Origin of the sequence: Pseudomonas alcaligenes, assembly GCF_041729615.1 — a bacterium.
Lineage (GTDB): Bacteria > Pseudomonadota > Gammaproteobacteria > Pseudomonadales > Pseudomonadaceae > Aquipseudomonas > Aquipseudomonas alcaligenes_B.
The window spans coordinates 1495020-1517787 of record NZ_CP154874.1 but is presented as its reverse complement, the minus strand read 5'-3'; the positions used below and the strand labels follow the sequence as shown (position 1 = coordinate 1517787).

Annotated in this window: 25 protein-coding genes; 16 read left to right on the top strand and 9 right to left on the bottom strand. The window is 68.6% G+C overall.

Annotation, left to right across the window (positions count from 1 at the left end; translation table 11 throughout):
* Positions 1 to 30: 30 nt before the first annotated feature.
* The 5 genes from AAG092_RS07355 to fabR form a co-directional block, all read right to left on the bottom strand.
* Complete coding sequence (locus AAG092_RS07355) at positions 31 to 603, bottom strand: HupE/UreJ family protein (RefSeq protein WP_373389159.1); 573 nt, start codon at positions 601 to 603, stop codon at positions 31 to 33.
* A gap of 29 nt (positions 604 to 632) precedes the next feature.
* Complete coding sequence (gene ureG / locus AAG092_RS07350; protein WP_110680845.1) at positions 633 to 1247, bottom strand: urease accessory protein UreG; 615 nt, start codon at positions 1245 to 1247, stop codon at positions 633 to 635.
* Between the two features lie 16 nt (positions 1248 to 1263).
* Positions 1264 to 1938 (bottom strand): urease accessory protein UreF, encoded by a 675-nt coding sequence (locus AAG092_RS07345; protein WP_373389158.1) that lies wholly within the window; start codon positions 1936 to 1938, stop codon positions 1264 to 1266.
* Entirely contained in the window at positions 1935 to 2435 is a 501-nt protein-coding gene (gene ureE / locus AAG092_RS07340) for an urease accessory protein UreE (RefSeq protein WP_373389157.1), read from the bottom strand. The genes AAG092_RS07345 and ureE overlap by 4 nt, the downstream gene beginning before the upstream one ends.
* 155 nt (positions 2436 to 2590) lie before the next feature.
* Complete coding sequence (gene fabR, locus AAG092_RS07335; protein WP_373389156.1) at positions 2591 to 3226, bottom strand: HTH-type transcriptional repressor FabR; 636 nt, start codon at positions 3224 to 3226, stop codon at positions 2591 to 2593.
* Between the two features lie 140 nt (positions 3227 to 3366).
* Between fabR and AAG092_RS07330 the strand changes: the two genes are divergently transcribed.
* Both AAG092_RS07330 and AAG092_RS07325 read left to right on the top strand, forming a co-directional pair.
* A complete protein-coding gene (locus AAG092_RS07330; RefSeq protein ID WP_373389155.1) occupies positions 3367 to 4434 on the top strand; it encodes a flavin reductase family protein in 1068 nt (355 codons plus the stop codon).
* Positions 4435 to 4444: 10 nt separating this feature from the next.
* Entirely contained in the window at positions 4445 to 5524 is a 1080-nt protein-coding gene (locus tag AAG092_RS07325) for a fatty acid desaturase (RefSeq protein ID WP_373389154.1), read from the top strand.
* Between the two features lie 41 nt (positions 5525 to 5565).
* Here AAG092_RS07325 and AAG092_RS07320 read toward each other — a convergent pair whose 3' ends face one another.
* From AAG092_RS07320 to AAG092_RS07310, 3 genes are all read right to left on the bottom strand, one after another.
* Positions 5566 to 6177: a hypothetical protein gene (locus tag AAG092_RS07320; RefSeq protein WP_373389153.1), complete on the bottom strand. Its 612-nt coding sequence runs from the start codon at positions 6175 to 6177 to the stop codon at positions 5566 to 5568.
* A gap of 133 nt (positions 6178 to 6310) precedes the next feature.
* Positions 6311 to 7045 (bottom strand): class I SAM-dependent methyltransferase, encoded by a 735-nt coding sequence (locus AAG092_RS07315; RefSeq protein ID WP_373389152.1) that lies wholly within the window; start codon positions 7043 to 7045, stop codon positions 6311 to 6313.
* 55 nt (positions 7046 to 7100) lie between these two features.
* Complete coding sequence (locus AAG092_RS07310; protein ID WP_110680853.1) at positions 7101 to 8042, bottom strand: lysylphosphatidylglycerol synthase domain-containing protein; 942 nt, start codon at positions 8040 to 8042, stop codon at positions 7101 to 7103.
* A 554-nt stretch (positions 8043 to 8596) separates the two neighbouring features.
* On the opposite strand from AAG092_RS07310, the gene AAG092_RS07305 reads away from it, so the two are divergent.
* Positions 8597 to 10036 carry a sodium:solute symporter family protein gene (locus tag AAG092_RS07305; protein ID WP_373389151.1) on the top strand — a complete coding sequence of 480 codons (1440 nt, stop codon included), beginning with the start codon at positions 8597 to 8599 and terminating at the stop codon, positions 10034 to 10036.
* Positions 10037 to 10203: 167 nt separating this feature from the next.
* Here AAG092_RS07305 and AAG092_RS07300 read toward each other — a convergent pair whose 3' ends face one another.
* A complete protein-coding gene (locus AAG092_RS07300; protein ID WP_373389150.1) occupies positions 10204 to 10785 on the bottom strand; it encodes a HutD family protein in 582 nt (193 codons plus the stop codon).
* A 179-nt stretch (positions 10786 to 10964) separates the two neighbouring features.
* On the opposite strand from AAG092_RS07300, the gene hutI reads away from it, so the two are divergent.
* The 13 genes from hutI (at position 10965) to AAG092_RS07235 (ending at position 22765) form a co-directional block, all read left to right on the top strand.
* Entirely contained in the window at positions 10965 to 12182 is a 1218-nt protein-coding gene (gene hutI, locus AAG092_RS07295; protein WP_373389149.1) for an imidazolonepropionase, read from the top strand.
* Positions 12172 to 13107 carry a formimidoylglutamase gene (gene hutG, locus AAG092_RS07290; RefSeq protein ID WP_373389148.1) on the top strand — a complete coding sequence of 312 codons (936 nt, stop codon included), beginning with the start codon at positions 12172 to 12174 and terminating at the stop codon, positions 13105 to 13107. Before hutI ends, hutG begins: the two co-directional genes overlap by 11 nt.
* A 26-nt stretch (positions 13108 to 13133) precedes the next feature.
* Positions 13134 to 14798: a urocanate hydratase gene (gene hutU, locus AAG092_RS07285; protein WP_373389147.1), complete on the top strand. Its 1665-nt coding sequence runs from the start codon at positions 13134 to 13136 to the stop codon at positions 14796 to 14798.
* A 13-nt stretch (positions 14799 to 14811) separates the two neighbouring features.
* A complete protein-coding gene (gene hutH, locus AAG092_RS07280) occupies positions 14812 to 16347 on the top strand; it encodes a histidine ammonia-lyase (protein WP_373389146.1) in 1536 nt (511 codons plus the stop codon).
* Positions 16348 to 16543: 196 nt separating this feature from the next.
* Positions 16544 to 17254 carry a histidine utilization repressor gene (gene hutC / locus AAG092_RS07275; RefSeq protein WP_110680860.1) on the top strand — a complete coding sequence of 237 codons (711 nt, stop codon included), beginning with the start codon at positions 16544 to 16546 and terminating at the stop codon, positions 17252 to 17254.
* Between the two features lie 93 nt (positions 17255 to 17347).
* On the top strand, positions 17348 to 18595 hold the full coding sequence (locus AAG092_RS07270; RefSeq protein ID WP_373389145.1) for an RNA polymerase sigma factor: 1248 nt from the start codon (positions 17348 to 17350) through the stop codon (positions 18593 to 18595).
* A gap of 88 nt (positions 18596 to 18683) precedes the next feature.
* Positions 18684 to 19034 (top strand): YciI family protein, encoded by a 351-nt coding sequence (locus AAG092_RS07265; RefSeq protein WP_110680862.1) that lies wholly within the window; start codon positions 18684 to 18686, stop codon positions 19032 to 19034.
* Positions 19035 to 19038: 4 nt separating this feature from the next.
* Positions 19039 to 19161, top strand: coding sequence for a hypothetical protein (locus AAG092_RS07260; protein WP_373389144.1), 123 nt, complete (start codon positions 19039 to 19041; stop codon positions 19159 to 19161).
* Entirely contained in the window at positions 19151 to 19924 is a 774-nt protein-coding gene (locus AAG092_RS07255) for a DUF899 domain-containing protein (RefSeq protein ID WP_280001682.1), read from the top strand. The genes AAG092_RS07260 and AAG092_RS07255 overlap by 11 nt, the downstream gene beginning before the upstream one ends.
* A gap of 18 nt (positions 19925 to 19942) precedes the next feature.
* A complete protein-coding gene (locus tag AAG092_RS07250) occupies positions 19943 to 20371 on the top strand; it encodes a nuclear transport factor 2 family protein (protein WP_373389143.1) in 429 nt (142 codons plus the stop codon).
* A gap of 92 nt (positions 20372 to 20463) precedes the next feature.
* Positions 20464 to 20994: an SRPBCC family protein gene (locus AAG092_RS07245; RefSeq protein WP_373389142.1), complete on the top strand. Its 531-nt coding sequence runs from the start codon at positions 20464 to 20466 to the stop codon at positions 20992 to 20994.
* Positions 20995 to 21074: 80 nt separating this feature from the next.
* Positions 21075 to 22007, top strand: coding sequence for an ABC transporter ATP-binding protein (locus AAG092_RS07240; RefSeq protein WP_373389141.1), 933 nt, complete (start codon positions 21075 to 21077; stop codon positions 22005 to 22007).
* Entirely contained in the window at positions 22004 to 22765 is a 762-nt protein-coding gene (locus AAG092_RS07235; RefSeq protein WP_110680867.1) for an ABC transporter permease, read from the top strand. The genes AAG092_RS07240 and AAG092_RS07235 overlap by 4 nt, the downstream gene beginning before the upstream one ends.
* Positions 22766 to 22768: the final 3 nt, after the last annotated feature.

Genomic DNA, 22768 nt, shown 5'->3' with positions numbered 1-22768 from the left:
GGCTGCCGCCCGGCTGCGCGGTCCCCGGCTTCAGCCGGCCAGCAGCCAGGCGCCGGTGCCCGCCGCCGAGGCGCCGGCCAGGCGCACCAGCGGCGCGGCGGCGCGCGGCAGGCTGCGCACCAGGGCGTAGCCGGCCGCGTGCAGGGCGGCGGTGGCGGCGAGGAAACCGGCGGCGTAGCCCCAGGGGCTGGCCAGTGCCGGCAGCTCCAGGCCGTGGGCCAGGCCGTGGCCAAGGGCGAACAGCGCGGTCAGGCTCAGCGCTGCGGCCAGCGGCAGGCGCGCGGCTACCGCCACCAGCAGGCCGAGTGCCAGCACCGAGCTGGCGATGCCGGTCTCCAGCAGCGGCAGTGTCAGCCCGGCGAAGCCGAGCAGGCCGCCGAGCAGCATGCTGGCGACGAAGGTCAGCGGCAGCGCCCAGCGCGCCGCGCCGGACTGCTGCGCTGCCCACAGGCCGACGGCGAGCATCGCCAGCAGGTGATCGAGGCCCAGCAGCGGGTGGGCCAGGCCGGCCAGCAAGCCGGCGTGGTCGTGGCCGGCGTGGGCGAAGGCCAGGCCCGGGGTACAGAACAGGGCGAGGGCGTAGAGGCTTTGGCGCAACTTCATGGAGGTCTCCTTGACTCGGGTGGTGGGGCTCAGGCGGCGCCGAGCATGCCCTGGCGTTCGATGAAGGCGATGATCTGCTCCAGGCCCTGGCCGATCTTCTGGTTGCTGAAGACGAAGGGCTTGTCGCCGCGCATCTTCAGGGTGTCGCGCTCCATCACCTCCAGCGAGGCACCGACCATGGGCGCCAGGTCGATCTTGTTGATCACCAGCAGGTCGGACTTGCAGATGCCCGGGCCGCCCTTGCGCGGCAGCTTGTCGCCGGCCGACACGTCGATCACGTACAGGGTCAGGTCCGACAGCTCGGGGCTGAAGGTGGCCGAGAGGTTGTCGCCGCCGGACTCGACGAGGATCAGGTCGAGGCCGGGGAAGCGCCGGTTGAGCTGCTCGACCGCCTCCAGGTTGATCGAGGCGTCCTCGCGGATCGCCGTGTGCGGGCAGCCGCCGGTTTCCACGCCGATGATCCGTTCGGGCGCCAGGGCCTCGTTGCGCACCAGGAACTGGGCGTCTTCCTGGGTGTAGATATCGTTGGTCACCACGGCGATGTTGTAGCGCTCGCGCAGGGCACGGCACAGGGCCAGGGTCAGGGCGGTCTTGCCGGAACCGACCGGGCCGCCAATGCCGACGCGCAGGGGTTGGCTGTTCATGGGGTGTTTCCTTTTTTCATGAGCGGAAGAGACGGCTGTACTGGCGCTCGTGCGCCATGCTGGTCAGGGCCAGGCCGAAGGCGGCGCTGCCCCAGTGTTCGGTGGGCCGGTCGCGGGCCTCGCGCTGCGCCTGCTCCAGCAGCGGCAGCAGTGCCGAGGTCAGGCGCTGGGCGGCCTGCTGGCCCAGCGGCAGGGTTTTCATCTGCACCGCCAGCTGGTTCTCCAGCCAGCCCCACAGCCAGGCGGCCAGGGCATCCTCGGCGTCGATGGCCCAGGCGCGCGCGGCCAGGGCCCAGGCCGGCGCCAGGCCGAGCTCCGGCTGCGCGGCGAGGAAGGCACGGGCCGGCGCATCCAGTTCCGGCAGGCCCTCCAGCAGCTGCTTCAGCGAGTAGCCCATCTGCCGGCTCTCCAGGGCCAGTTCGCGGGTCTCGCGGCTGGCGCGCTGGCGCTCGGCGAGGTCGGCCAGGCTGGCCCAGTCGCCTGCCGCGGCGGCGCGGCAGTGGGCCAGCAGCAACGGCGCCTCGAAGCGCGCCAGATTGAGCAGCAACTGGTCGGCGATCCAGCGCCGGGCGCTCTCCGGGTCGCGCACCAGACCGCTATCCACCGCCATTTCCAGACCCTGGGAGTAGCTGTAGCCGCCGATCGGCAGCTGCGGGCTGGCCAGGCGCAGCAGTTGCCAGGCCGGATTCACAGGCGCACGCCGAACTGGTGCAGGCGCGGGCCGTAGTTGAACTCGGCGTCGCCGTGGTGCGAATGGTGGTGGCCGCCGCCGTAGGCGCCATGTTCGGGCTGGAAGGGCGCCTCGACCGTGCAGGTGCTGGCGCCGAGCTGGTCGAGCATGGCCCTGAGCACGTGGTCGTCGAGCAGGCGCAGCCAGCCGTCGCCCAGTTGCAGGGCGACGTGGCGGTTACCCAGGTGGTAGGCGGCGCGCATCAGCTCGAAGGGGCTGGCGCAGGTGACGTGCAGCAGCGGTTCCGGGCGCGCGCAGACGCGCACGATGCGGCCATCCTCGGCGCGCAGGTAGTCGCCGTCGCGCAGCGGCGGCTGGCCGCGCTCGAGGAACAGGCCGACGTCCTCGCCGGCGGCGCTGAAGCAGCGCAGGCGGCTCTTGCTGCGCGCCTCGTGGCTGAGGTGCAGTTCTTCGTCCCAGTAGGGTTGGGGGGCGAGGCGGTGGTGAATCACCAGCATGCTGGGCTAGTCCGGCCAGGAAGTTACCTGTCGGCAGAGCAAGGGCCTTGCCAAGCCCGGCGCGGCCCGTGGTTGGCGGTGTCGTGCCTGAAGTTGGGGCTTGGTCGTGCCTTGTTGTGGTGCGCGAGTGCTGTGCGCGGGCTGTTCTGGTGCGTCTAGTCGCGGCCCTGGCCCAGACCGTGCCAGTGCTTGGCGCCGATGAAGATGAAGCGCAGCTGCTGGATCATCTTGGCTTCCGGGGTCAGGTGCGCCGGCAGGCTGGCGCTGGGCGGGTCGATCAGCTCCGGCAGGGTGGCGAACACGGTCTTCACCACCAGGTCGGAGACCACGTCCAGCGCGGCGTCGTCCAGGTGCGGGGTGCGGTTCATCAGCTTGAGGTCGGCGGCCAGGTCATCGGTGATCTGCTGGCGCAGGCGGCCGATGGCCTGGCGCACCGGCTGCGAGCCGCCGTACTGCTCGCGGGCGAGGAAGAGGAACTGGTTGCGGTTGGCGCTCACCGCATCGAGGAAGATGCGTGCGCTGGCCTCGATGATGCTGCCCATCTCGAACTGGCTGCGGCGCACTTCGCGCAGGGTGCTGCGGAAGGTGGCGTCGACCTCGGCGACCAGCGCCAGGCCCAGCTCGTCCATGTCCTGGAAGTGCCGGTAGAAGCCGGTCGGCACGATACCGGCGGTGCGGCTGACCTCGCGCAGGCTCAGGCTGCCGAAGCCGCGCCCGCTGTCCATCAGGCCGCGCGCGGCATCCATCAGGGCCTGGCGGGTCTGCTGTTTCTGTTCGGCGCGTGGCGACATGGCGTTAGGTTGGCAGCGGAAATTGCGCCGCACTCTAGCAAAAGCCCTCCGGCGGCGTCGAACCGGACTCGGTGAACAAGTGTTGACTGAGCGACGAGTGGTTTGCCATTCTGTGTACAAGTGTTCACTAGAGTGTCGCCATGTCCCTGTTGCCGCTGTTTCTCGTTCGTCGCCTGACGTTCCTGCTGCGGCCGCTGCGGGCCCTGGTGGCAGGGGGCTGGCTGCGCGAAGCGGAGGTGGACGTCGTGCTCGCCTGGCTGCATCCGGCCTGGCGCCTGAACCGGGTATTCGCCCAGGTCGAGGGGCGCGAGTGGGTCAGCGACGACCTGCTCGCCCTGCGCTTGCGCTGTAACGGCAATGCCCGCGGCTGGCATGCCGGCCAGCATGTGCAGCTGTACCTGGAGATCGACGGGGTGCGCCACGGGCGCAGCTACAGCTTGACCCGGGTCCGCGCCGGCGGGCGGGTCGAGCTGGGGGTCCGTCGTCAGCCTGGCGGGCGCCTGTCCAACCGCATCCTCGATCACCTGCCGGTGGGGGCGCTGGTGGAGCTGGGCCAGGCCCAGGGCGAGCTGCACTGGCCACAGGGCAGCGCCGGTGTCGGGCTGCTGGCCGCCGGCAGTGGCATCACCGCGCTGCTCGGCCTGCTGCGCGAGGCCCTGGCCCGCGGGTACGCGGCGCCGATCCGGCTGCTGCACTGCGTGCGCCGGGCCGGCCAGCGCGCCTACGTGGAAGAGCTGCAGCAACTGATGCGACGCCACCCCAACCTTGAGGTGCGCTGGCTGCTCAGCGGGCAGAACGGACGCCTGCAGCCGCAGCACCTGGCCGACATGCACGGCCTGGCGCTGCTGGCCTGCGGGCCGGCGGGGTTCGTCGCGGACCTGCGCGGGCGCTACGGCGAGGCGCTGCAGGCCGAGGCCTTCAGTGCCCCGGTGCGCGACGCCGATCCGGGGCGAGCGGTGCGCCTGGGCTTCGTGCGCAGCCGCGTCGAGGCGCTGGGTGACAGCAACCGCAGCCTGCTGGAGCTGGCCGAGGCCGCCGGCCTGCGCCCGGCCCACGGTTGCCGCCAGGGCATCTGTGCCAGCTGCACCTGCACCCTGCTGGCGGGGGCGGTGCGCGACCTGCGCAGCGGCACGCCGTTCGCCGAGCCCGGCCAGGCAATCCGCCTGTGTGTCAGCGTGCCGCTGGGCGATGTGCAAATCGATCTGTGAGGAAACCGTCATGCGTGTGGATCGTGAATTGAATGCCGCCGAACTGCAGGCCTTCGCCAGTGAACTGGACGAGTTGCGCCGGCACACCCTGGCCGATCTCGGTGCCGCCGACGCGCGCTACATCCGCCGCGTGCGCGGCGCCGTGCGCCTGTGCTGCTGGAGCGGCCGGGCGCTGCTGATGTGCGGCTGGTTCCCGCCCACCTGGCTGCTCGGCAGCCTGTTGCTGGGCCTGGGCAAGATCCTCGAGAACATGGAGCTGGGCCACAACGTGATGCACGGCCAGTACGACTGGATGAACGATCCCGAACTGGCCGGCACCCGCTACGAGTGGGATATCGCCGGGCCGGCCGATTTCTGGCGGCACACCCACAACCACCTGCATCACACCTGGACCAATGTCATCGGCATGGACGACGACGTCGGCTACGGCCTGGTGCGGCTGTTCCCCGAGCAGCGCTGGAAGCCCTTCTACCGCTGGCAGCCGCTGTGGGTGACGCTGCAGGCGCTGCTGTTCCAGTACGCCGTGGCCATCCAGCACCTGCGCCTGGACCAGTGGTACAAGGGCCGCATCGGCGCGGCCGAGGTGCACCCGCTGCTGCGCCAGCTGGGCGCCAAGCTGCTGCGCCAGTGGGGCAAGGACTACCTGCTGTTCCCGTTGCTGGCGCTGCTGCTCGGTGCCAACGCCCTGGCGGTGCTGGCCGGCAACGCGCTGGCCAACCTGCTGCGCAACCTGTGGACCTTCCTGGTGATCTTCTGCGGCCACTTCACCGAGCGCGCCGCGGTGTTCGCCAAGGAATCGGTGGCCGGCGAGAGCCGTGGCCACTGGTACCTGCGCCAGCTGCGTGGCTCCAGCAATCTGGAGGGTGGCCGCCTGTTCCACATCCTCACCGGCAATCTCAGCCACCAGATCGAGCACCACCTGTTCCCCGACCTGCCGGCTCGGCGCTATGCCGAGCTGGCGCCGCGCGTGCGCGAGATCGCCGCGCGCTACGGCCAGGTCTACAACAGCGGCCGGCTCTCTGCGCAGTTCGCCAGCGTGCTGCGGCGCATCTGGATCCATCGCCTGCCGGCGCTCGCGGCGACGCCATAAAAAAGCCCGGCGGATGCCGGGCTGGGTGGGTGTTGCCGATCTCAGGCGGTATGGCGGCCGACGCGCTCGCTGCCGTTCTCGGCCAGGTCGCGGCCTTCGATCAGGCGGTCGGAACCGCCCTCGGCAATGCGGAAGGCCTTGGTGCGTTCGCTGCCGTTCTCGGCTACGTCGCGGCCCTCGATCAGGCGGTCGGAGCCACTTTCGGCGATGCGGAAGACCTTGGTGCGCTCGCTGCCATTTTCGGCCAGGTCGCGGCCTTCGATCAGGCGGTCGGAGCCACCTTCGGCGATGCGGAAGGCCTTGGTGCGCTCGCTGCCGTTCTCGGCTACGTTGCGGCCCTTGATCAGGCGGTCGGAGCCGCCTTCGGCGACGCGGAAGGCCTTGGTGCGCTCGCTGCCGTTCTCGGCCAGGTCGCGGCCCTCGATCAGGCGGTCGGAGCCACCTTCGGCGATGCGGAAGGCCTTGGTGCGCTCGCTGCCGTTCTCGGCCACGTTGCGGTCTTCGATGAGACGGTCGGAACCACCTTCGGCGACGGTAGCCGGGGTGCTGATGTGCTGCAGTTCGGTCAGCGGCGGTTGTTCGTCACCCGGCAGGGCGAAGGCGCTGGTGGTCAGGGTGGCCAGGATCAGGCTGGCGAGAATGTGCTTTTTCATCTTGGGCTCCTCGTGGGGGCGTCAGTGAGTACGGGGGCCATACTACCGGCGCCGCGCCAAGACAAAAGTTGACCCTCCTGATAGTAACCATCAGTGCCCTCGATGGAGGTGGCGAGGCGCTCTGGGACGCGCTCTAGCGGGCCTGCTCGCGGGCGAACAGACAGGTCAGGTAGCGGTTGCTGAAGCCGTAGCGCAGCATCGCCGCCAGGCGCGCGAACAGGTACCAGGGGTGTGCGCGGTAGTAGCTCAGCACGGCATTGCCGACGCCTTCGCTGCGGTGGCGCTTGGCGTGGTCGCGGCTCCGCGAGAACAGCCCCTTGAACTGCCAGGGCTGCACCTGTTCGAGCTGCTGCACGGCACACAGGCGCTGGCCGCGGAACAGGGCGAGGAAACTGCGCCGGCTGAAGTCGTGCAGGTGGTGGGGGTTGCCATCCAGGGTAGGGGTGATCGGCACCGAGGCGATCACCCGGCCGCGCTCGGTCAGCAGGCGCGCGTAGTTGGCGATCAGGCGCGACGGATGCGGCAGGTGCTCGATGGTTTCCAGGCTGACGATGCTGTCGAAGTCGTCCTCGGCCTCGAAGCATTCGGCGTCGGCGCAGACATAGCGCAGGTTGGGCAAGCGATAGTGCTGGCGGGCATAGGCGATGGCCTCCGGGTCGATGTCCACCCCGGTGACCTGCTTGTCCGGGTGGCGCTCGGCCAGCAGGGCGGTGCCGTAGCCGCAGCCGCAGGCCATGTCCAGCACCCGCTCGCCGCTCAGGTGCTCGGCGGCGAAGGCGTAGCGCTCGAGGTGGATGCGCAGCGTCTCGCTGTCGGCCGCGCTGTACGGGTCCAGGTCCTTCGGGTAGATCCGTTCGATGCTGTGCATGCTGCCCATCCTGTGCAGTGGCCCGGATGCTCGGGCGCCGGGCGGCGCCATGCGTTCAGCCCAGGCGTTGGCGCTTCTGTCGCCACTGGCTCCACTCGAAGCCGAGCACCACCAGCAGCGACAGGGCGAAGGGTAGCAGCAGGTAGAAGACGCGGAACACGATCAGCGCCGCCAGCACGTCGGCGGTGGCCAGTTCGGGCAGGGCGGCGAGGAAGGTCACCTCCAGCACGCCGAGGCCACCCGGGGCGTGGGACAGCAGGGCCAGGGAGAAGGAGGCGAGGAACACGCCGAGCACCACCAGATAGCCGGGGTTGCCCTCGGCCGGCAGGGCGAAATAGATGATCGCCGCCGCGCACAGCAGTTCCAGCGGGCCGGCCAGCAGCTGGCGGGCGACTATGCCCAGGCGCGGGTACTCGACGTGCAGCTTGCCCCACTTCCAGGGCTTGAAGTGGCGCCAGGAGCCGAGCACGTAGAGCGCCACCAGGCCGAGCATGAGCAGGCCGATGGCCACCGACAGCCAGGGGCTGACATCGGCCACGCGCTTGATCAGGTCCGGCTGGCAGACCAGCACGGCGCCGCCGGACAGCAGGGTGCCGAGGGCGAAGGTGAAGGAGCAGAAGAAGATCAGGATGCCGATCTCCGACGGCGTCAGGCCCTTGCTGCTGTAGGCGCGAAAGCGCACCACGGCGCCGGAGAACACCGAGGCGCCGATATTGTGGGCCAGGGCATAGGTGGTGAAGGAGCAGAGGGTGATGAAGCGCCAGGGAATCTTCTTGCCCAGGTGGGCGATGGCGATGCGGTCGTACCAGGCCAGGGCGAAATAGGCGCCGAGGGTCGCGCCGGCGGCCAGCAGCCAGTTGTGCAGAGAAATGGCGTGGAGGCTGTCCTGCAGCTCGTCGAGGGAGATGGTGCGGATCTCCTTGTAGAGCAGGAAGCAGGAAAACACGACTGCGGCCAAACCGATGAGGGTCCAGATCCAGTCGCTTCTTTTCATCATCGGGGATGACTCCTTGAACCCGTCACGCTCCCGGCGCCGGCAAATCCCTTGGCCTTCGGGGAGGGCGCTGACCGCGGAGTACAACGGGCTTGGCAGGCAATGCGGCGCGCAAATCGCCGTGCAGTATCCCGGAGCCGGGCGCCGGGCTCAAGTTGCACCGCGCGGGTGGGCGTAACCGGCTGTTACAGGCGGGCGGGCGCCGTTAGGCGCGGCGGAACTGGGGGCGAGGTGAGCCGCTGGCCGGGTTGTCCATTCGTCGGAGTGTCAAAAATATAAAACTGGCTGGCTTGCCGCTCTCGGGAAAAAGACCGGCTGGTCATCGGCTTATCTGGCTTGCCCGATCAGTGTCGGGAAAAATGTGCAGGCATTTCGTCATTTTTGTTTGACATATTTTACGGTTTTGCCAGACTGCGCGGCCGAGCCTGTCGGGCTGGTCGAGCCTCGGGCTCGGTACAGGCCAGGACGGCCATAACAAAAACCTGTTGTCCGCCGTCCCAGCCCCTCCGCCTTGCGGGGCAGCATGCGGCGGACCGATGTCACTGGAACGGGAAAACATGCTGATCTGGTTCGTCGCGCTGTACCTGCTGGCCACAGTCGCCATCGGTTTCTATGCCTCCACTCGGGTGCACAACACCCGTGACTTCGCCGCCGGCGGTCGCAGCATGGGCTTCCCCATCGTCGCGGCCATGGTGTTCGCCACCTGGTTCGGTTCCGAGGCGGTGCTGGGCATTCCCGCCACCTTCCTCGAGGAAGGCTTCGCCGGCATCGTCGAGGACCCCTTCGGTTCCTTCTGGTGCCTGTTCATCGTCGGCGCGATCATCGCTCGCCCGCTTTACCGCCTGAACCTGCTGACCATCGGTGACTACTTCAAGAAGCGCTATGGCTCGCAGGTCGAGCTGATCGTCAGTCTGGTCATCGTCATGTCCTACCTGGGCTGGATCGCCGCGCAGCTGATCGCCCTCGGCGTGGTGTTCAACGTCATCTCCGACGGTTCCATCAGCACCACCCAGGGCATGCTGCTCGGCACCTTCATCGTGCTGCTGTACACCCTGTTCGGCGGCATGTGGTCGATCGCCCTGACCGACTTCTTCCAGATGATCATCATCGTGGTCGGCCTGGTCTACCTGGTCTGGCTGTTCAGCGACATGGCCGGCGGCGCCGATGTGGTGATCAGCCAGGCGGCCAGCGAGGGCAAGTTCACCTTCATGCACAGCTTCGAGCCGAAGGACATAGTCGCCTTCATCGGCGCGGCGGTGACCATGATGCTCGGCTCCATTCCGCAGCAGGACGTGTACCAGCGGGTGATGTCGGCCAAGAACGAAAACGTCGCCGCCCGCGCCTCCATGGCCGGCGCCGTGTTCTACCTGGGCTTCTGCATGCTGCCGATCTTCCTGGTGTACGCCGCCTCGATGATCGACCCGGCTCTGGTGCAGAAGTGGCTGGCCGAGGACTCGCAGATGATCCTGCCGCTGATGATCCTGGAGAAGACCCCGCTGTTCGCCCAGATCATGTTCTTCGGCGCGCTGCTGTCGGCCATCATGTCGACCGCCTCCGGCACCCTGCTGGCACCCTCGGTGACCCTGGCCGAGAACGTGTTCAAGCGCTTCCTGCCGGAACTCAACGACAAGCAGTTCCTGCTGCTGATGCGTTGCACCATCCTGGCCTGCGCCGCCGCCACCCTGACCTTCGCCCTGAACTCCGATGCCAGCATCTACGAGATGGTCGGCAGCGCCTACTGCGTGACGCTGGTCGCCGCCGTGGTGCCGCTGTTCGCCGGCCTGTTCTGGAAGCGCGCCACCACCCAGGGCGCCCTGGTTTCCATCGCCTTCGGCCTGGTGTCCTGGATCTACCTGGAGTTCACCTGGACCGAGGAGGCGTTCTGGCCGCCGCAACTGGCCGGCCTGCTGTTCAGCCTGGCCGGCATGGTCATCGGTTCCCTGCTGCCGCAGTTCAAGCGCAACGACAACGACCTGCTGGCGGCCCAGCCGCAGTAAGCGTCAGGTGCTGACAGACAAGACCCCGCCTCGGCGGGGTCTTTTCGTTGCGGCCGGCAATTCGGCATAGGGGGAGAGGGCATGCACAGGCCCGGCCTGATGTAGCCCGGCTGCAATCCGGGAACGGGGCCGCCTGCCTCCCCGGATTGCATCCGGGCTACCTGCCCTCAGCTCAGCCGGCGCAGCAGGCCCAGATAGCAGTGTGCGTGCTGGCCGTGCAGGTGCAGCTCGCCCGGCTCGTCGTTCAGCAGCAAGGCCTGGTGGGGGCGCAGGGCGAACTCGCGGCCGTCCTGCAGGCGCACCCTCAGCATGCCGGCACTGCACAGCAGCAGACGCACCTCGGCGAGCTCGGCCAGTGGCATTTCCCCATGCAGCTGCAGAGAGCGCAGCACCTGCTGCCACTCGTCGCGCCGACTCATCAGGTTCAGATCGAACACCTCGCCGGCCAGCGGCGTGGCGCTGATCGCCTCTTCGCCGGGAAAGTCCAGCGCTTCGCCGCCGGCGCGCAAGGTCGTGGTACCGCTCTGCCGTTGCAGCAGCAGTTCGCCCTCCAGCAGCGCCAGGCTGCGCTGGATGCCGGGGAAGGCGGAGAAGGGGCCGGCGCCGCTCACCCGCGCGCAGCTGATGCGCCAGGCGAAGTCATCCAGCCCGGCCGCGGCCGGGGCGATGGCCAGCTGGCGGGTGCTGCCACCGCCGTTCTTCCAGGGGCTGGCGGGCAGACAGTCGAGGTCGATGAGCTGGATGGGCATGTTTTTCTCCCCTTAATGTATATACATATTTGAGCAAAAGACGGCTCCCCGTCCATCCCGTGGTGCGGTTTTCAATATGTATTTATGCAAGTTTGGCTGCCTGGATTGCAGTGTGGGGGTTGACGACTCGCTGGTCACGGTTTAAATGTATATACATTAACGCCGAGGATAGCTCCGCAATGTCCCAGTCTTCCCGCAAGCGCCTGCTCTGGCGCGACCTGACCCTCTTCGATGGCCTGCAGGTGCTGCCCGAGCCCATGGCCGTGCTGGTGGAGGGCGACCACATCGCCGGCCTGTGGCCCGAGCGCGAGTTCGACCCGGCCCTGGCCATCGGTGCCGAAAAGGCCGGGCGCGGCGGGGTGATGACGCCGGGCCTGGTCGACTGCCACACCCATCTGGTGTACGCCGGCGACCGTGCCGGCGAGTTCGAGCAGCGCCTGGAAGGCGTCAGCTACGAGGAAATCGCCCGCGCCGGCGGCGGCATCCTCAGCAGCGTGCGCGCCACCCGCGCGGCCAGCGAGGACCAGCTGGTCGCCGCCAGCCTGCCGCGCCTCGATGCGCTGCTGGCCGATGGCGTGACCACGGTGGAGATCAAGTCCGGCTACGGCCTGACCGTCGCCGACGAGCTGAAGATGCTGCGCGTGGCCCGCCAGCTCGGCGAGCTGCGCCCGGTGCGGGTGGTGACCACGCTGCTCGGCGCCCATGCCTTGCCGCCGGAATACGCCGGGCGCGCCGACGACTATGTGAGCCTGGTCTGCGACGAGATGATCCCGGCGGCTGCCAGTGAAAGCCTGGCCGACGCGGTGGACGTGTTCTGCGAGGGCATCGGCTTCTCCCCGGCGCAGTGCGAGCGCATCTTCCAGGCCGCGCGCGAGCATGGCCTGGCGATCAAGGCGCATGCCGAGCAGCTGTCCAATCTCGGTGGCAGCGCCCTGGCCGCGCGCTACGGCGCACTGTCCGCCGACCATGTCGAATACCTCGACGAGGCCGGTGTGCGCGCCATGGCCGAAGCCGGCACGGTGGCGGTGCTGTTGCCCGGCGCCTTCCAGGTGCTACGCGAGACCCAGCTGCCGCCCATCGAGCTGCTGCGCCAGTACCAGGTGCCGATGGCCGTGGCCAGCGACGCCAACCCCGGCACCTCGCCTATCTGCCTGCCCACCCTGATGGCCCACCTGGCCTGCACCCTGTTCCGCCTCACCCCGCGCGAGGCCCTGGCCGGCATGACCGCCCACGCCGCCCGCGCCCTGGGCCGGCCGGAGCTGGGTCGCATCGCCGTCGGCGCGCCCGCCGACCTGTGCCTGTGGGATATCCGCCAGCCCGCCGAGCTGGCCTACGCGGTGCAGGCCGGGCGCCTGCGCCAGCGCATCTTCTGCGGAGAGATTACCCATGCAAGCTGACCGCCTTTCCATGGCCTGCTGGAGCGGGCGCATCGACCCCGAGCCGGACAGCCCGCGCTGGCACCAGCGCATTCGCGCGCTGAGCGAAGACAGCCAGCCGGGCCTGGCCCTGCTCGGCTTCGCCTGCGACGAGGGCGTGCGCCGCAACCACGGCCGCGCCGGCGCCGCCGGCGGACCGCAGGCCCTGCGCAAGGCCCTGGCCAACCTGGCCTGGCATCGCCAGGCGCCGGCCTATGACGCCGGCGACGTGGCCTGCGAAGACGGCGACCTGGAAGGCGCGCAGGCGCGCCTGGGGCGCAACGTCTGCGCGCTGCTGGATGCCGGCCACTTGCCCATCGTCCTCGGTGGCGGCCACGAGGTGGCCTTCGGCAGCTGGTCGGGCCTGGCCGAGCATCTCTCCGGCACTCCGTCCCCAAAGATCGGCATCGTCAATTTCGACGCCCATTTCGATCTGCGCGACCCGGCCCATGTGCATTCCTCCGGCACCCCCTTCGCCCAGATCGCCGAGGCCAGCGCCGCGCGCGGCTGGCCGTTCCGCTATGCCTGCCTCGGCGTCAGCCGTGCCAGCAATACCCGCGCGCTGTTCGCCCGCGCCGCCGAGCTGGGCGTACTGGTGCGCGAGGACCGCGAGATCCGCGAGTCGACCCTGGACGCCATCGGCGCCGAGCTGGACGCCTTCGCCGCCGGCTGCGACGCCCTCTACCTGACCTTCGACATCGACGTGCTGCCGGCCTGCGAGGCCCCCGGGGTCAGCGCCCCGGCCGCCCGCGGGGTGCGCCTGGAGCTGCTGGAACCCTTGATCGAACGGCTCAAGGCCAGCGGCAAGCTGCGCCTGGTCGACTTCGCCGAGCTCAACCCCGAACACGACATCGATAGCCGCACCGCCAAGGCGGCGGCGCGCCTCATCCACCTGCTCAGCCTCTGAGCGCCGAACAACAAGAGGAAACCGCTGTGACCACCAAGTACCGTGACGTTGAAATCCGCGCCCCGCGCGGCACCACGCTGAACGCCAAGAGCTGGCTGACCGAAGCGCCGCTGCGCATGCTGATGAACAACCTCGACCCGGACGTGGCCGAGAACCCCAAGGAGCTGGTGGTGTACGGCGGCATCGGCCGCGCCGCGCGCAACTGGGAGTGCTACGACAAGATCGTCGAGACCCTGAAAGCGCTGAACGACGACGAGACCCTGCTGGTGCAGTCCGGCAAGCCGGTCGGCGTGTTCAAGACCCACAGCAATGCCCCGCGCGTGCTGATCGCCAACTCCAACCTGGTGCCGCACTGGGCCAGCTGGGAACACTTCAACGAACTGGATGCCAAGGGCCTGGCCATGTACGGCCAGATGACCGCCGGCTCGTGGATCTACATCGGCAGCCAGGGCATCGTCCAGGGCACCTACGAGACCTTCGTCGAGGCCGGCCGCCAGCATTACGGCGGCAACCTCAAGGGCCGCTGGGTGCTGACCGCAGGCCTCGGTGGCATGGGCGGCGCCCAGCCGCTGGCCGCGACCCTGGCCGGCGCCTGCTCGCTGAACATCGAGTGCCAGCAGTCGCGCATCGACTTCCGCCTGCGCAGCCGCTACGTCGACGAGCAGGCCAACGACCTCGACGACGCCTTGGCGCGCATCGCCAAGTACTGCGCCGAGGGCAAGGCCATCTCCATCGCCCTGCTGGGCAACGCCGCCGAGATCCTGCCGGAGCTGGTCAAGCGCGGCGTGCGTCCGGACATGGTCACCGACCAGACCAGCGCCCACGATCCGCTCAACGGCTACCTGCCGATCGGCTGGACCTGGGAGCAGTACCGCGACCGCGCGCAGACCGACCCGCAAGCGGTGGTCAAGGCCGCCAAGCAGTCGATGGCCGTGCATGTGCAGGCCATGCTCGACTTCCAGAAGCAGGGCGTGCCGACCTTCGATTACGGCAACAACATCCGCCAGATGGCGAAAGAGGAGGGGGTGGCAAACGCCTTCGACTTCCCCGGTTTCGTTCCGGCCTATATCCGCCCGCTGTTCTGCCGTGGCATCGGCCCGTTCCGCTGGGCGGCGCTGTCCGGTGATCCGCAGGACATCTACAAGACCGACGCCAAGGTCAAGCAGCTGATCCCGGACGACGCCCACCTGCACCGCTGGCTGGATATGGCCAGGGAACGTATTTCGTTTCAGGGTCTGCCGGCGCGTATCTGCTGGGTCGGCCTGGGCCTGCGCGCCAAGCTGGGCCTGGCCTTCAACGAGATGGTCCGCTCCGGCGAGCTGAGCGCGCCCATCGTCATTGGCCGCGACCACCTCGACAGCGGCTCGGTGTCCAGCCCCAACCGCGAGACCGAGGCCATGGCCGACGGCTCCGACGCCGTGTCCGACTGGCCGCTGCTCAACGCCCTGCTGAATACCGCCAGCGGCGCCACCTGGGTTTCCCTGCACCATGGCGGCGGCGTGGGCATGGGCTTCTCCCAGCATTCCGGTATGGTCATCGTTTGCGATGGCACCGACGAAGCCGCCGCGCGCATCGCCCGCGTGCTGACCAACGACCCGGGCACCGGGGTGATGCGCCACGCCGATGCCGGCTACCAGATCGCCATCGATTGCGCCCGCGAGCAGGGCCTGAACCTGCCGATGATTGGTTGAGGAAAGAGATTCCATGAATACGCTGAACCTGAAACCCGGCCAGCTGACCCTGGCCCACCTGCGCGCCGCCTACCAGGCCCCCGTGCACCTGACCCTGGACGCGAGCGCCCATGAGGCCATCGACGCCAGCGTCGCCTGCGTCAACCAGATCATCGCCGAGGGCCGCACCGCCTACGGCATCAACACCGGCTTCGGCCTGCTGGCCTCGACCCGCATCGCCAACGCCGACCTGGAGAAGCTGCAACGCTCGCTGGTGCTGTCGCACGCCGCCGGCATCGGCGAGCCGCTGAGTGATGCCATGGTGCGGCTGATCATGCTGCTCAAGATCAACAGCCTGGCACGCGGCTTCTCCGGCATCCGGCGCAAGGTGATCGAGGCGCTGATCGCCCTGGTCAACGCCGAGGTCTATCCGCATATCCCGCTGAAGGGCTCGGTGGGTGCCTCCGGCGACCTGGCGCCGCTGGCGCATATGTCGCTGGTGCTGCTCGGCGAAAGCCAGGCTCGCTATAAAGGAGAGTGGCTGCCGGCCACCGAGGCGCTGGCCATCGCCGGCCTGGAGCCGATGACCCTGGCCGCCAAGGAGGGCCTGGCCCTGCTCAACGGCACCCAGGTGTCCACCGCCTACGCCCTGCGCGGGCTGTTCGAGGCCGAAGACCTGTACGCCGCCGCCAGCGTCTGCGGCGCCCTCACCGTGGAAGCGGCGCTGGGCTCGCGGGCGCCCTTCGATGCGCGCATCCATGCCGCCCGAGGGCAGAAAGGCCAGATCGACGCGGCTGCCGCCTACCGACACCTGCTCGGCGCCAGCAGCGAAGTCGGCCGCTCCCACGCCGCCTGCGACAAGGTACAGGACCCCTATTCGCTGCGCTGCCAGCCGCAGGTGATGGGCGCCTGCCTGACCCAGCTGCGCCAGGCCGCCGAGGTGCTGGCGGTGGAGGCCAACGCGGTGTCGGACAACCCGCTGGTGTTCGCCGCCGAGGGCGAGGTGATTTCCGGTGGCAACTTCCACGCCGAGCCGGTGGCCATGGCCGCCGACAATATCGCCCTGGCGATTGCGGAGATGGGCTCGCTGTCCGAGCGCCGTATCTCGCTGATGATGGACAAGCATATGTCGCAATTACCCCCGTTTTTGGTGGCGAACGGGGGCGTGAATTCCGGCTTCATGATCGCCCAGGTCACGGCCGCGGCCCTTGCCAGCGACAACAAGGCCCTGGCTCACCCGCACAGCGTCGACAGCCTACCCACTTCGGCCAACCAGGAAGACCATGTGTCGATGGCGCCGAACGCCGGCAAGCGCCTCTGGGACATGGCCGCCAACACCCGTGGCGTGCTCGCCGTGGAATGGCTGGGCGCCTGCCAGGGCCTGGACTTCCGCGAGGGCCTGCACAGCTCGCCGGCCCTGGAGCAGGCCCGTGAGCTCCTGCGCGCCAGGGTGCCCTACTACGTCGAGGACCGCTTCTTCGCCCCGGACATCGCCGCCGCCGACGCCCTGCTGGCCGAGCGCGTGCTGACGCCGCTGCTGCCGGCCGGACTGCTGCCGTCGGTGGGCTGATGTACTAAAGAAGCGGGCTACGGACTGAAGGGACATACGGGCCGCCCCCTCTCCCGTTCACGGGAGAGGGTTGGGGAGAGGGCTGGGCCAGTACCCTCTCCCTACGCGGGCTGCCCCGTCCCCTCTCCCACCAGTGGGAGAGGGGCGCCAAGCTCCGCTATCATCCGCCGCAACCGGGCATTTCCAAGGAGCCACCGTGACCAGCAGCACCCCGCGCTACAAGGCCATCGAGGACTTCCTGCTCGAACGCATCCGCGGCGGCGCCTACCCGGTTCACCACCAGATTCCCCCGGAAGAGCAGCTGGCGCGTGACTTCGCCGTCAGCCGCATGACCGCCAACAAGGCCATCAACAACCTGGTGCAGCAGGGCTACCTGGTGCGCCAGGCCGGCCTCGGCACCTTCGTCACCGATCGCAAGGCCGAATCCTCGCTGCACGAGGTGATGAACATCGCCGCCGAGGTGCGCGGCCGTGGCCATGCCTACAGCAACGACGTGCTGCGCTGCGAGGCGCTGGCGGCCGACGACGAGGTGGCCCTGCGCCTCGGCCTGCGCCTGGGCGCCCAGGTGTTCCACAGCATCCTGGTGCACCGCGAGGATGGCGTGCCGATCCAGCTGGAAGACCGCTTCGTCAACCCGCGCTGGGTGCCGCACTACCTGGACAGCGATTTCAGCCAGCAGACGCCCAACGAGGTGCTGGTGGCCAGCTGCCCGATCTCCGACGTCGAGCACGTGGTCGAGGCGGTGCTGGTGGACGCGCAGACCGCCGCCTGGCTGGACATCGACCCGGCCACGCCCTGCCTGTCGATGATCCGCCGCACCTGGTCGGACGAGCACCTGGTCAGCTACGCCCGCCTGATCCACCCCGGCGACCGCTACAAGCTGCGTTCCCATACCAAGCGCCGCTGATGGCGCTGTGCCGGTAGCCATCCGTCGCGGCGGGTGCACGTCGGCGCCTCACTGGTTAGGCTCTTGGGTCTGGCATTAGCAGGGACAGGGCCGATGGACCAACAACAAGAGACGATCGAACGAGCGCTGGAGCGCCTTTACCGCGAGGAATCGCGCCGGGTGCTGGCCACCCTGATTCGCCTGCTGGGCGACTTCGACCTGGCCGAGGAGGCGCTGCACGAGGCCTTCCGCGCCGCCCTGGAGCAGTGGCCGGAACAGGGCGTGCCGGCCAACCCGCGCGCCTGGCTGGTGTCCGCCGGACGCTTCAAGGCCATCGACCAATTGCGTCGCGGCAAGCGCTTCCAGGCCCTTGACGAGGTCGAGGAGCCGGTCGGCGGCGAGGCCCAGAACCTGGATCAGTATGGCGAGCACCTGGAAGACGACCGTCTGCGCCTGATCTTCACCTGCTGCCACCCGGCCCTGGCGTCCGACGCCCAGGTGGCGCTGACCCTGCGCGAAGTTTGCGACCTCACCACCGAGGAGATCGCCAGCGCCTTCCTGGCTTCGCCGCCGACCATCGCCCAGCGCATCGTGCGGGCCAAGAACAAGATCCGCGATGCGCACATTCCTTATGAAGTGCCTGGCCGGCGCGAGCTGCCCGAGCGCCTGGAGGCGGTGCTGCGGGTGGTCTACCTGGTGTTCAACGAAGGTTACTTCGCCAGTTCCGGCGATGCGCTGACCCGCCAGCACCTGAGTGCCGAGGCCATCCGTCTCGGCCGCCTGCTGTGCGAGCTGCTGCCGGAGTCCGAGGTGCGCGGCCTGCTGGCGCTGATGCTGCTGCACGAGTCGCGGCGCGCCGCGCGCAGCGACGCCGAGGGCCTGCCGGTGCTGCTCGAGGAGCAGGACCGCGGCCTGTGGGACCGCGCGCTGATCGCCGAGGGCCAACAGCAGGTGCAGGCGGCCTTCGCTTCCGGCGAGGTCGGCCCCTACTGCCTGCAGGCGGCCATCTCCGCCCTGCATGCCGAGGCGGCGGACATCGAGTCCACCGACTGGGCGCAGATCGTCGGGCTGTACGAGGTACTGCTGGCCGCCAACCCGTCGCCGGTGATCGAGCTCAACCGCGCCGTGGCCCTGGCCATGCGCGACGGTGCCGAGGCCGGGCTGCGCCAGGTGGAGGCGATTCTCGGCCGTGGCGAGCTGGCCGACTATCACCTGGCCCATGCCGCGCGCGCCGACCTCAACCGCCGCCTGGGCCGCTGGGAGGAGGCCCGCGCCGCCTACCGGCGCGCCCTGCAGCTGAGCCAGCAGGGCATGGACCGGCAGTTCCTCGAGCGCCGCCTGGCCGAGCTGCCGGGCGGCTGAAAACTTTTTTCGCGGCCCTGTCGAAATGTCGATGCGCCGTTCGACCAGAGGATGACAGCAGCGATTTCCGCTGCCAGGGAGGAGAGCGATGAAATACCTGTGCCTGATCTACAGCGACGAAAGCGTCCTGCACAACTCGCCGGACAGCCCGCGCGACGGCGAGTGCTACGACTACTTCCAGAGCGTCCAGCAGAGCGGTCGCATGCTCGCCGCCGAGCCGCTGGAGCCGGTGGCCACCGCCACCACGGTGCGCGTGCGCGGCGGCAAGCTGAGCATCACCGACGGCCCCTTCGCCGAGACCAAGGAGCAGCTGGCCGGCTTCTACCTGATCGAGGCGCGTGACCTCAACGAGGCATTGCAGATCGCCGGCGGCATTCCCGCCGCGCGGGTCGGCAGCGTCGAAGTGCGGCCGGTACGCCAGCTGCAGCTCGAGGGCTGAGGCCGTGTGCCCGCTCTGTCTGGCCGCCCTGGCCCTGGGCGGCGCCAGCGTCGCCGGTGCCGGCAGCATCGGCCTGTGGCTCGGCTGCCGCCGCGCCGCCACGAGGAGGAACAACGATGCATCCTGAGTATCCGCAAGTCGCCAGCCGCGAAGAGTGGCTGGCCGCCCGCCTGCAGCTGCTGGCCGAGGAGAAGGCCCTGACCCGCCAGCGCGACGCGCTCAACGCCCGGCGCCGTGCCCTGCCGATGGTGGAGATCGAGGCGGACTACCGCTTCAACGGCCCCGAGGGCGAGGTCGGCCTGGCCGAGTTGTTCGCCGGCCGGCGCCAGCTGATCGTCTACCACTTCATGTACCACCGCGACAAAGGCGAAGGCTGCCCCGGCTGCTCCTTCCTCGCCGACAATATCGGCCACCTGGCCCACCTGCATGCCCGCGACACCAGCCTGGTGCTGGTCTCCAACGCGCCGCTGGCGGAGCTGCAGGCGTTCAGGAAGCGCATGGGCTGGGACCTGCCCTGGTACTCCTCGTTCGGCAGCCGCTTCAACTACGACTTCCACGTGACCATCGACGCCAGCCAGGCTCCGGTGGAATACAACTACCAGGGCGAGGCCGAGCTGAAACGCATGGGCCAGCTGGACATGATCAAGGGCGAGCTGCCCGGCGCCAGCGTGTTCCTGCGCGACGGCGCGCGGGTATTCCACACCTACTCCACCTACGCCCGTGGCCTGGACATGCTGATGAACGCCTACCACTACCTCGACCTCACGCCCTTCGGCCGTGGCGAGGGCTGGGGCGGCATGGCCAACCTGGACGGCAAGGGCCTCAACTGGACCCGCCTGCACGACCAGTACGACGGTGCACCGGCCGCCCAGCACGACTGCTGCGCCTGAACGCGAGGAAACAAATCCATGAGCACTATATCGAGTGAACTGAACGCCCTGGTCGACAGCTGGGAAGCCGCCAACCGCGCCGGCGACGTCGAGGCCATCCTCGGCCACTACGCCGAGGAGCTGGTCGCCTTCGATGCCATCCTGCAGCTGCAGTTCAAGGGCCGCGAGGCCTACAAGGCGCACTGGAAGGCCTGCCTGGAGATGTGTGGCGGCCCCATGACCTTCGCGGTGCACCAGCTGCAGCAGTGGGGCGAGGGCGACGTCGGCTTCGGCCACTTCCTCTGCCATTGCGGCGGTACCGATGCCGAGGGCAACGCCCATAGCTGCTGGATGCGCGTGACCCAGGGCTACCGGCGCATTGGTGGGCAATGGCGCATCGTCCACGACCACTTCTCGGCGCCGTTCAATCCGGAGAATGGCCAGGCGCTGTTCGAACTGCAGCCGTGAACCGGGCGCACCCCTCTCCCGTGAACGGGAGAGGGGGCAGGACCAGGCTGGATGCCACCTTGGAGACAACCCCGATGCAAGGAAGGAAGAGCATGAGCATTCTGATCGTCGTCGTACTGCTGGTGGCCGGCCTGGCGGTGTTCGTCGCCAGCCGCTCGGACCAGTTTCGCGTCGAGCGTTCGGCGCTGATCCAGGCGCGGCCCGCCGCACTGCAGGCGCAGATCGAGGACTTCCACCAGTGGCCGCACTGGTCGCCCTGGGCCAGGCGCGACCCGGCTATGCAGGTGGACTACGCGGGTGCCGAACGCGGCGTTGGCGCCATCCAGCGCTGGGCCGGCAACAAGGGGGTGGGCAAGGGCAGCGCGACCATTATCGAGAGCGAGCCGGGCCAGCGGGTACTGATCCAGCTGGAGTTCCTCGAACCCTTCCGCGCCAGCAACCTGGCCGAGTTCCGCTTCACCCCCGAGGCTGGCGGCACCCGCGTGACCTGGAGCATGAGCGGGCGCAACGGCTTCATCGGCAAGGCCATGGGTCTGCTGTTCGACATGGACAAGATGGTCGGCGGCGACTTCGAGCAGGGCCTGGCCAGCCTCAAGGCCCTGGCCGAGGCCGAGCGAACCTGACCCCGGCGCCAAGCTTTGCCCACCGCCGCGGCGGCTCCTGCTCTACAATCGGCGTTTTCCCGTCAGACCAAGGAGCCGCCGTGGAATCGGTAATCGCGGTCGAGAACCTGAGCAAGACCTACAAGTCCGGCCATCCGGCCCTGCAGAACATCAATCTGGAGATCCGCAAAGGCGAGATCTTCGCCCTGCTGGGCCCCAACGGCGCCGGCAAGACCACCCTGATCAGCATCATCTGCGGCATCGTCAATCCCGGCGCGGGCCGGGTGCGGGTCGCCGGCTTTGATATCAAGGCCGACTACCGCGCGGCGCGCTCGGCCATCGGCCTGGTGCCCCAGGAGCTGGTCAACGACGTGTTCGAAACCGTTTGGGCCACGGTCAGGTTCAGCCGCGGCCTGTTCGGCAAGAAGCCCGACCCGCAGTACCTGGAGCAGCTGCTCAAGGACCTGTCGCTGTGGGACAAGCGCGACGCCAAGATCTTCGAGCTGTCCGGCGGCATGAAGCGCCGGGTGATGATCGCCAAGGCATTGAGCCACGAGCCGTCGATCCTGTTCCTCGACGAGCCCACCGCCGGGGTCGACGTGGAGCTGCGCCGCGACATGTGGAACATGGTGCGGCGCCTGCGCGAGCGCGGCGTGACCATCATCCTCACCACCCACTACATCGAGGAAGCCGAGGAGATGGCCGACCGCATCGGGGTGATCCGCAAGGGCGAGATCATCCTGGTGGAGGACAAGCAGGTGCTGATGCACAAGCTCGGCAAGAAGCAGCTCACCCTGCAGCTCAAGCATCCGCTGGCCAGCGTGCCGGCGGAGCTGGCCAGCTACGGCCTGGAGCTGGTCGATGAGGGCCACGCCCTGCTGTTCACCTTCGACGCCCAGCGCGAGCACACCGGCATCGCCGAGCTGCTCAAGGACCTGGCCCAGCACGGCATCGACTTCAAGGACCTGCAGTCCAGCGAGAGCTCGCTGGAGGACATCTTCGTCAGCCTGGTGCACGACAAGGAGCGCGCATGAACCTCTATGCCATCAAGGCCATCTACCTGTTCGAACTGGCCCGCACCTGGCGCACCCTGCTGCAGAGCATCGCCACCCCGGTGATTTCCACGTCGCTGTACTTCGTGGTGTTCGGCTCGGCCATCGGCAGCAGCATGACCGAGGTGCACGGCGTCAGCTACGGCGCCTTCATCGTGCCCGGCCTGATCATGCTGGCGCTGCTCACCGAGAGCATCGGCAACGCCTCGTTCGGCATCTACATGCCCAAGTACTCGGGGACCATCTACGAGATCCTCTCGGCGCCGGTGTCCTACTTCGAGATCCTGGTCGGCTACGTCGGCGCGGCGGCGACCAAGTCGGTGATCCTCGGCCTGATCATCTTCGCCACCTCGATGCTGTTCGTCGATTTCGAGCTGGCCCACCCGTTCTGGGCCCTGGCCCTGCTGATCCTCACCGCCATCACCTTCTGCCTGTTCGGCTTCATCATCGGCGTGTGGGCCGATGGCTGGGAGAAGCTGCAGATCGTGCCGGCGCTGATCGTCACGCCGCTGGCCTTCCTCGGCGGCAGCTTCTACTCGATCAGCATGCTCCCCGAACTGTGGCAGAAGATCACCCTGTTCAACCCGGTGGTGTACCTGATCAGCGCCTTCCGCTGGGCCTTCTTCGGCGTCGCCGACGTCAGCCTGGGGCTGAGCCTGGGCATGATCGGCGGCTTCCTGCTGGCCTGCGTGCTGGTGGTCAGCTGGATCTTCAGGACCGGTTATCGCCTGCGTCACTGAGCG

Excerpts from the sequence above, each read along its gene's own strand:
- AAG092_RS07355 (WP_373389159.1), bottom strand. The coding sequence starts at position 603 with ATGAAGTTGCGCCAAAGCCTCTACGCCCTCGCCCTGTTCTGTACCCCG.
- ureG (WP_110680845.1), bottom strand. The coding sequence starts at position 1,247 with ATGAACAGCCAACCCCTGCGCGTCGGCATTGGCGGCCCGGTCGGTTCC.
- ureE (WP_373389157.1), bottom strand. The coding sequence starts at position 2,435 with ATGCTGGTGATTCACCACCGCCTCGCCCCCCAACCCTACTGGGACGAA.
- fabR (WP_373389156.1), bottom strand. The coding sequence starts at position 3,226 with ATGTCGCCACGCGCCGAACAGAAACAGCAGACCCGCCAGGCCCTGATG.
- AAG092_RS07330 (WP_373389155.1), top strand. The coding sequence starts at position 3,367 with ATGTCCCTGTTGCCGCTGTTTCTCGTTCGTCGCCTGACGTTCCTGCTG.
- AAG092_RS07325 (WP_373389154.1), top strand. The coding sequence starts at position 4,445 with ATGCGTGTGGATCGTGAATTGAATGCCGCCGAACTGCAGGCCTTCGCC.
- AAG092_RS07320 (WP_373389153.1), bottom strand. The coding sequence starts at position 6,177 with ATGAAAAAGCACATTCTCGCCAGCCTGATCCTGGCCACCCTGACCACC.
- AAG092_RS07315 (WP_373389152.1), bottom strand. The coding sequence starts at position 7,045 with ATGCACAGCATCGAACGGATCTACCCGAAGGACCTGGACCCGTACAGC.
- AAG092_RS07310 (WP_110680853.1), bottom strand. The coding sequence starts at position 8,042 with ATGATGAAAAGAAGCGACTGGATCTGGACCCTCATCGGTTTGGCCGCA.
- AAG092_RS07305 (WP_373389151.1), top strand. The coding sequence starts at position 8,597 with ATGCTGATCTGGTTCGTCGCGCTGTACCTGCTGGCCACAGTCGCCATC.
- AAG092_RS07300 (WP_373389150.1), bottom strand. The coding sequence starts at position 10,785 with ATGCCCATCCAGCTCATCGACCTCGACTGTCTGCCCGCCAGCCCCTGG.
- hutI (WP_373389149.1), top strand. The coding sequence starts at position 10,965 with ATGTCCCAGTCTTCCCGCAAGCGCCTGCTCTGGCGCGACCTGACCCTC.
- hutG (WP_373389148.1), top strand. The coding sequence starts at position 12,172 with ATGCAAGCTGACCGCCTTTCCATGGCCTGCTGGAGCGGGCGCATCGAC.
- hutH (WP_373389146.1), top strand. The coding sequence starts at position 14,812 with ATGAATACGCTGAACCTGAAACCCGGCCAGCTGACCCTGGCCCACCTG.
- AAG092_RS07270 (WP_373389145.1), top strand. The coding sequence starts at position 17,348 with ATGGACCAACAACAAGAGACGATCGAACGAGCGCTGGAGCGCCTTTAC.
- AAG092_RS07265 (WP_110680862.1), top strand. The coding sequence starts at position 18,684 with ATGAAATACCTGTGCCTGATCTACAGCGACGAAAGCGTCCTGCACAAC.
- AAG092_RS07255 (WP_280001682.1), top strand. The coding sequence starts at position 19,151 with ATGCATCCTGAGTATCCGCAAGTCGCCAGCCGCGAAGAGTGGCTGGCC.
- AAG092_RS07250 (WP_373389143.1), top strand. The coding sequence starts at position 19,943 with ATGAGCACTATATCGAGTGAACTGAACGCCCTGGTCGACAGCTGGGAA.
- AAG092_RS07245 (WP_373389142.1), top strand. The coding sequence starts at position 20,464 with ATGAGCATTCTGATCGTCGTCGTACTGCTGGTGGCCGGCCTGGCGGTG.
- AAG092_RS07235 (WP_110680867.1), top strand. The coding sequence starts at position 22,004 with ATGAACCTCTATGCCATCAAGGCCATCTACCTGTTCGAACTGGCCCGC.